The 6,354-nt window shown below is 66.2% G+C and carries 7 protein-coding genes; 5 read left to right on the top strand and 2 right to left on the bottom strand.

The genetic code is table 11. The features are described from left to right. The first annotated feature begins 6 nt into the window (after nucleotides 1-6). The 3 genes from A5780_RS22575 (at nucleotide 7) to A5780_RS22585 (ending at nucleotide 2,311) form a co-directional block, all read left to right on the top strand. Nucleotides 7-366 carry a WXG100 family type VII secretion target gene (locus tag A5780_RS22575; RefSeq protein ID WP_064909530.1) on the top strand — a complete coding sequence of 120 codons (360 nt, stop codon included), beginning with the start codon at nucleotides 7-9 and terminating at the stop codon, nucleotides 364-366. Between the two features lie 3 nt (nucleotides 367-369). Further along, nucleotides 370-1,590: a hypothetical protein gene (locus A5780_RS22580; RefSeq protein ID WP_064909531.1), complete on the top strand. Its 1,221-nt coding sequence runs from the start codon at nucleotides 370-372 to the stop codon at nucleotides 1,588-1,590. A 97-nt stretch (nucleotides 1,591-1,687) separates the two neighbouring features. Further along, entirely contained in the window at nucleotides 1,688-2,311 is a 624-nt protein-coding gene (locus A5780_RS22585) for an antibiotic biosynthesis monooxygenase (protein ID WP_063015619.1), read from the top strand. A 24-nt stretch (nucleotides 2,312-2,335) separates the two neighbouring features. On the opposite strand, the gene A5780_RS42055 is transcribed toward A5780_RS22585, so the two are convergent. Next, nucleotides 2,336-3,712: a serine/threonine-protein kinase gene (locus A5780_RS42055; RefSeq protein WP_231983054.1), complete on the bottom strand. Its 1,377-nt coding sequence runs from the start codon at nucleotides 3,710-3,712 to the stop codon at nucleotides 2,336-2,338. A 250-nt stretch (nucleotides 3,713-3,962) separates the two neighbouring features. Here A5780_RS42055 and A5780_RS22595 point away from each other — a divergent pair, with 250 nt between their 5' ends. Then, nucleotides 3,963-4,844, top strand: coding sequence for a helix-turn-helix transcriptional regulator (locus A5780_RS22595; protein ID WP_064909533.1), 882 nt, complete (start codon nucleotides 3,963-3,965; stop codon nucleotides 4,842-4,844). Then, a complete protein-coding gene (locus A5780_RS22600; RefSeq protein ID WP_064909534.1) occupies nucleotides 4,841-5,044 on the top strand; it encodes a DUF397 domain-containing protein in 204 nt (67 codons plus the stop codon). The genes A5780_RS22595 and A5780_RS22600 overlap by 4 nt, the downstream gene beginning before the upstream one ends. Before the next feature lie 57 nt (nucleotides 5,045-5,101). Here A5780_RS22600 and A5780_RS22605 read toward each other — a convergent pair whose 3' ends face one another. Next, a complete protein-coding gene (locus A5780_RS22605) occupies nucleotides 5,102-6,175 on the bottom strand; it encodes a D-isomer specific 2-hydroxyacid dehydrogenase family protein (RefSeq protein WP_064909535.1) in 1,074 nt (357 codons plus the stop codon). Nucleotides 6,176-6,354 lie beyond the last annotated feature (179 nt).

A 6,354-nucleotide genomic window follows, 5' to 3' on the forward strand; every position in this document is an offset into this window, starting at 1 on the left:
CCGGATATGACCGGCGCCAACGAGTTTCGCATCGAACTCGACGAATTCCGGCGGCACGCGCCGCGTCTGGGTCAACTCGGCAAGCAGCTCGAGGAGGATCTGAAGAATCTCACGGTCGATCTCGGTGAGGTCACCGGCAAGTGGGGAGACGACATCTTCGGTTCCGCGTTCGCGCAGAACTATCTGCCGAAAGCCGACCAGGCGCTGCAGGATATCGCGAAGGCCGCGCTGATGTTCGCCCATCTGGAAGAGTCGTCCGGCGCTGCGGCCGATACGCTCGAGGCCGCCGACGAGGGACTCGCCGGGTTGTTGAACAAGGTCCGCGACACCATCGAGAAGAACGGCATCGACGGGGGGAAAGCGTAAGCGATGGGCATCGAGATACCCGACTATCTGAAGCCGGTTGCCTCCCTCGTCGCCTGCGACTGGCCCAAGGCCGACGAAACCGCCCTGCTGCGGATGGCCGACCACTGGGAACATATGGGCGACACGCTGTCGCAGATCCGTGCGGAAGGCGACGCCGTCACCACCGCGATTCTCGCCCGTATCGACGGCCGGACCCACGAATCCATCCAGCAGTTCTGGCGTACCGCCGGGGACGACCTGGACGGTCTGGTCACCTTCTGCAAAGCGATCGCCATCGCCTGCCGGGTGATGTCCGTGCTGATTCTCGCGGTGAAGCTCTACATCATCGCGATGCTGGTCGAGCTGGCGATCAACTTGGCGATCGCCGCTGCCGCAGCCGTCGAGACGCTGGGCGCGAGCATGGCCGAGGCGGCCGCGGCCGAGGTCGCGACCCGCGTGGTGATCCAGCAGGCGCTGAAGCAGCTACTGAAGCGGATCATCAAGGAAACCGTCATCGAGGGGTTCAAGGGCTTCATGAAGGGGGCCGGGAAGGAGCTGGCCTGGGAGGCGGGGGAGAACGCGCTCGGCCTGCGCGACGGCTTCAACCTCGACGATATCGGGAAAGCCGGTCTGCACAACGGTATTTCGAGCGCGGCGAGCGGTGCGCTCGGCGCGGCACTGCGCAAGGTGGGGGTGGACGAGCACAACAGGACTCCCGACGGCCGCAACCCCCACACCCATGAGCCGGAGAGTCCCGGCGCGCCGAAAACCGATGAGCGCAAGAAGTTCGAGGGCAAGGTCGGCGACTTCGGGGAGAAGGTCGCGGGAGAGGTCGTCGAGGGTCCGCAGGACGACAAGAAGCGTCTGAAGACCGACGCCACACAGCTGGCGAAGCACTGGTTCGGCCACGACTCCGGCAGCGGTACGCCGGCTCCTGCCGCGCAGCTGCCGTCTTCTACCCCGAACCTCTTGTCGGACAGCGCAACCGATCCGTACAGCTGGTATCCCGATGCGAACCCCGGCGGCGGCGGGCTGGACCACGGCCCGTCCGGCGCAACGGTGCCGGGTAGCGGCGACGACCCCTCCGTGCTGTACCCGGACTCGCGCCCGGACGGCGGCGATGCCGAGTCACCGCAGCCGGCTGTGAGTAGCGCCGTAGCGAGCGGCAACTCCGGCTTCAGTCTTGATCTTGACGGTGACACCTTCTACCGGGAGGAGAACGGGGGCCGGCTGCGCCTCGACTGACGCCGAGCGGACTATTGCGAGCGCCCGTGCATCGGAGCAGGCTGAGATGCACCGGTGGCGCCGCCGGGCGCTGCCCCGAGCAGAGAGGGGGTGGGTCGTGTTCGCACGGTCTACCACGATTCAGGCGCAACCCTCCGCGATCGATGCCGGAATTGCGCATATGCGGGACGAGGTCATGCCGATGCTTGCGGAGACCCCCGGCTGTACCGGTTTGTCCCTGCTGGTCGATCGCACGTTCGGTCGCTGCATCTCCACCACAGGATGGGAATCCGAGGCCGCGATGCACGACAGCGAGAGCGCCTTCATGGCGGAGCGTGACCGGGCGGTGACGGTCTTCGGCGGTACCGCCGCCCAGGTCGCGGAATGGGAGATCGCCGTCCTGCACCGGGACCACCGCTCCATGCCCGGGGCATGCGTGCGCGCCACCTGGATCAAGACCGATCCGAGCCGCCTCGACATGTCGACCGACGCCTACCGAAACTACATCCTGCCGGGGATGGAACAACTCGACGGATTCTGCAGCGCGAGCCTGCTGATCAACCGCGCATCCGGCCGTGCCGTGTCCTGCGGCGTCTTCGACAGCGCCGAGGCCATGCAGCGTAACCGCGAACAGTCCGCGGCGCTGCGGGTCGACGCGGCCCGCCAGGTCGGCGTCGAGGCCATCGACGTGCGCGAGTTCGAGCTGGCGCTGGCCCACCTGCGGGTGCCGGAACTGGTGTGAGGGCGGCGTGGAGCGGTGCCGTAGCTACTTCGGCGCCGCCAGCTGCTCCAGCTTCGCGGCGAGCCACCGTCCGTCCACGAACTGCATCGTCAGCAGAACCGAGATCTGACCGCTCCGTTCGGTCGAGGACGTGTTGTTGGTGAGGGCCTGGGTGATGATCGCGGCGACCTCCGCGCGATCGGCATCGGAGGTCTTCACGAAACACTGAGCGTCTGACACGTGGGATCGCGCCTTCGACTGGGTGACGACATCCTGCAAGGTAGGCATGGTCGACTGCATCTGGGTCTTCAGATCACCGGTGGTGGCATCGAGAACTGCCGTCTGATAGGCCGCGAATTTGTCGTAGTCGTAGGTGGAGACGGTGCGGCCGAAGGCGCAGGCGGCGTCGCGGGCGGCGTCGGCCGAACGCTGCGCGTCGTCGGTGGACCTGTTGTGGTACAGGACGAATGCGCCGGCCCCGCCCGCGCCGAGGACCATCAGTACGGCCACGACCGCGGCCACGATCCACCCCCAGCGGCGACCGGAGCCGGACGCCGGTGCCGTGTGCGGCGCGCGTGACGCGCTCGCGGCCGATGCGTAGTGAGCGGCCGCCCCGAGTTCGCCGCAGCTGCCGAACCGCTCCTGCGGATTCTTGGCCGTGGCCCGCGCGATCACTGCATCGAAAGCCGCTGGTAGCCAGGGGTTCTGCTGGCTCGCAGCCGGAAGCGGGAGGTTGAGGTGGGCATGGATGAGCTGAGCGGGTGAGGCGCCGGGATACGGCGGCGCTCCGGTCAGCATGTGATACAGCGTGCAGCCGAGGGCATAGACGTCCACCCGCTGGTCGACCGGCATACCGGGGTCGAGCTGTTCGGGCGCGGCGTATCGGAGGCTGGCGTGCACCTCGCCGGACCGCGTCAACTCGTTCGTATGATCCAGGATCTTCGCTATGCCGAAGTCTGCGAGGAAGACCTGCTTCGAATCACCCTGTGCGAGCAGGATGTTGGCGGGTTTCACATCGCGATGAAGCACCCCGGCGCGGTGGGCGAAGTCCAGGGCCTTCGCCGCTTCGGTGACGATCGCGACCGCGTGTTCCGGATGCATGGGGCCGTTGCGAAGCACCGCCGCGACGTCGGTGCCCTCGATGTACTGCATGGCCATCCACAGCCGATCGCCCTCCTGGCCCCGGGCGTAGACCGTCACGATGTTCGGATGTGACAGGCGCGCAATGGTATCGGCTTCTCGCAGAAACCGATGGCGGGCGTCCTCGTCCCCCGCGAAGGCCGGATTGAGCACCTTCAGGGCCGTGTAGCGCGGCAGATCGCGATCGTGAGCCAGATACACCTCGCCCATACCGCCCGCGCCGAGCAGTCGCTCGATCCGGTATCCGGCAAAGACCTGCCCGTGCACCAGTGTCTGAGCCACCGGCTGTACCTCCCACCCTGAATTCGCCCCGACCATACCGGACGCGTCGACGCATCCGGCAGTGGCCGTCGTGGTCCCGAGCCGTGCGCGGCCCGGTCCGCCGTCCGGGATGCGGGTCGAAAGACGCTGGGCGGTGCAAAGCTTCCTGGGGTTATGTGGAGATCGAATGAAATTCCGCGGTGGACGCGTCGTAGTGGTTCGCGTGATGGTGTGCTGGCGGCGTCGAATCGGAACCTGTTGGGAGGCAGGCATGTCGGAGTACGGGTCCACCTTGCCGCGACGGCAGCTCGGAAGGTATCTGCGCAACGGCCGCGAGGAATGCGGCCTGACCCTGCATCAGGCCGCTGCGCTCATTCAGCGCAGCGCGAGCACCCTGCAACGCATCGAGCACGGCATGGTCGCGCAACTGCGAGAGGTGGATATCGAAGCCCTGTGCAAAATCTACGAATTCGACGACGACCGGATCGTCGCGATGAAAGCGCTTGCGGTCCAGGGGAACGAGCAGAGTTGGTGGTGTGAGTACGGCGATGTGATCCCACAGAACTTCGACTTCTATGTCGGTCTGGAGGCAGCGGCCGAACGCCTCGTTACGTACGAACCCGAACTTGTGCCAGGTCTTCTGCAGACCCCTGCTTATGGAAGCGCGCTGATGCACGCGGCGCATCCAGAGGACAACGCCGAGGAACACGCGCGACGCGTGCAGCTGCGTATTCGTCGGCAGACGCGGATCACACGCAAGTATCGACCGGCGACCTTGGATGTCATCCTGCGGGAGTCGGTCCTGCACGGCGTGGTGGGTGGACCGAAGGTGATGGCCGCCCAGTTACGACACCTGGCCGACATGAGTACCCGTAGCAATGTCAACGTGCATATCCTGCCGTTCAGCTCCGGTTTTCCGCTCGGAGAGGCAGTCGGGCCGTTCGTCGTTCTCGAGTTCGGGGCAAGCAGGAAGGGTGAAGCAGCTGAGCCGACCGTTGTCTACACCGAATGCTTCACGGGCGGTTTGTATCTTGCGAAATCCCAGACGGTGCGGCGGTACCATCGGGCTTACCAGGACCTGCGGCGAGGCGCGTTGGATGTGGATGCCAGCCGGGCCAGGCTCCGGCAGATGGCAAAGGAGTATGTCTCGTGATAAGCGATTTATCGGGCGTGCAGTGGTTCAAAAGCAGTTGGAGCGGCGGCTCCGAAAACTGTGTCGAGGTCGCGTTCCTGGCTCCCAACCTCGTAGGAGTGCGCGATTCGAAGGATCGCACCGGACCGGCCTTGGTCTTCACCGCAACCGAATGGTCGTCGTTCACCGCGTCCGCCGCCCGGGGCGACCTCGACTGCTGATTGCGCCAAGATGCGCGATGGTGTGGCGCTGTCGTGAGGTGGATCAGGCGGTGGACTCTAGCTCGCGTAGAACCGCGAAATCTCGGTAAGCAGTTGTGCTGAACTGGCTTTCATCGCCTGCACCGTCATTCCGCCAACATGGGGGCTGAGCGTGGTGTGCGGATTCGATGCCAGTGGTGAGGTGAATCGCGTTCCCTCCGTGGCGAATACGTCGACGGCGACGTGGCCGAGTCCACATTCCGGGTCGCGCAGCGCCGCATCGAGAGCGTCTTCGGGAACAACCTGTGCGCGTGCGGTATTGACCAGAATCGAGCTGGGTTTCATCCATCGCAGTTCCCGCGCGCCGATGAGCCCGGCGGTCGCCGCGGTGGACGGTACGTGGACGGAGACGATGTCGCAGCCGGTCATCAGCTCGCGCAGCGTGCCTGTCCATCGCGCGGGCCAGTGCTCCGCATCCCGCGCGGTGAAACGCGGCGAGCCGAGGACCCAGACCTCGGCTCCGAACGGTGCGAGTCGTGCCGCGACCTCCCGCGCGATCGCCCCGCTTCCGATGAGGCCGACGCGTGAATCCGCCAGGCTCCGAACCGGAATGCCGTCGATCGCCGCCCTCCAGTCACCGGCGCGCAATGCCGCGTCGCGCCTTGCGACGCCGCGCAGAGCGTCGAGCATGAGACCGATCGTCAGCTCCGCTACCGCGCCGGCGTTGGCCCCCGGTGTGGACAGAACCGTGACACCGCGTTCGGCGGCAGCATCCAGGTCGAAGCTGTCCAGGCCCGAGGCGGCCTTGGCGACCATACGAAGCGGTTGCCCGCGGGTGCTCGCGGTCAGTCGCTCGAATGCGCCGCGGGTCAGCGGAATTCCGGCGCGACATTTCAGCGCGTCGTAGCCGCCGTGGTTTTCGAATGCCGCCACGATGTCGTCGGCACGGAAACCGTCGATGTCGATCGAGTGCCAGCGGCGCGAGATTTCCGAACGAAGGTTCTGATCCGTCACCCGCCGCAGATTGACCGTCGGGGTGAGCCCGAGTTCCGCCAGGCCCGCGAGTTCCGGGATCGCCGACTCACCGGGCGCCGGATCGATGACGAGTACGCGAGGTTGCGCGGGACAGGGCCTCGACTCGGCGGGTGTCACCGCGCCACTCTCGAAAGCTGTCTCGGCCTGCGAAGCTACCGCCGCGACCGGCCCAGGCGTGACCACCCGAACAAGCCCAGCACGATCGCCAATCCCAATGCGCCGATGATCCCGATCGTGCGCAGGTTCGAGTTGCTGTGGGGTGTCGAGGGGGCAGCGGAGTTCGGGGTGTCGTGCGC

Origin of the sequence: Nocardia sp. 852002-20019_SCH5090214, assembly GCF_001665865.1 — a bacterium.
Classification (GTDB): Bacteria; Actinomycetota; Actinomycetes; order Mycobacteriales; family Mycobacteriaceae; genus Nocardia; species Nocardia nova.

What these genes read in the sequence shown, in the direction of transcription:
- A5780_RS22575 (WP_064909530.1), top strand. Translation starts at nt 7, where the DNA reads ATGACCGGCGCCAACGAGTTTCGCATCGAACTCGACGAATTCCGGCGG.
- A5780_RS22580 (WP_064909531.1), top strand. Translation starts at nt 370, where the DNA reads ATGGGCATCGAGATACCCGACTATCTGAAGCCGGTTGCCTCCCTCGTC.
- A5780_RS22595 (WP_064909533.1), top strand. Translation starts at nt 3,963, where the DNA reads ATGTCGGAGTACGGGTCCACCTTGCCGCGACGGCAGCTCGGAAGGTAT.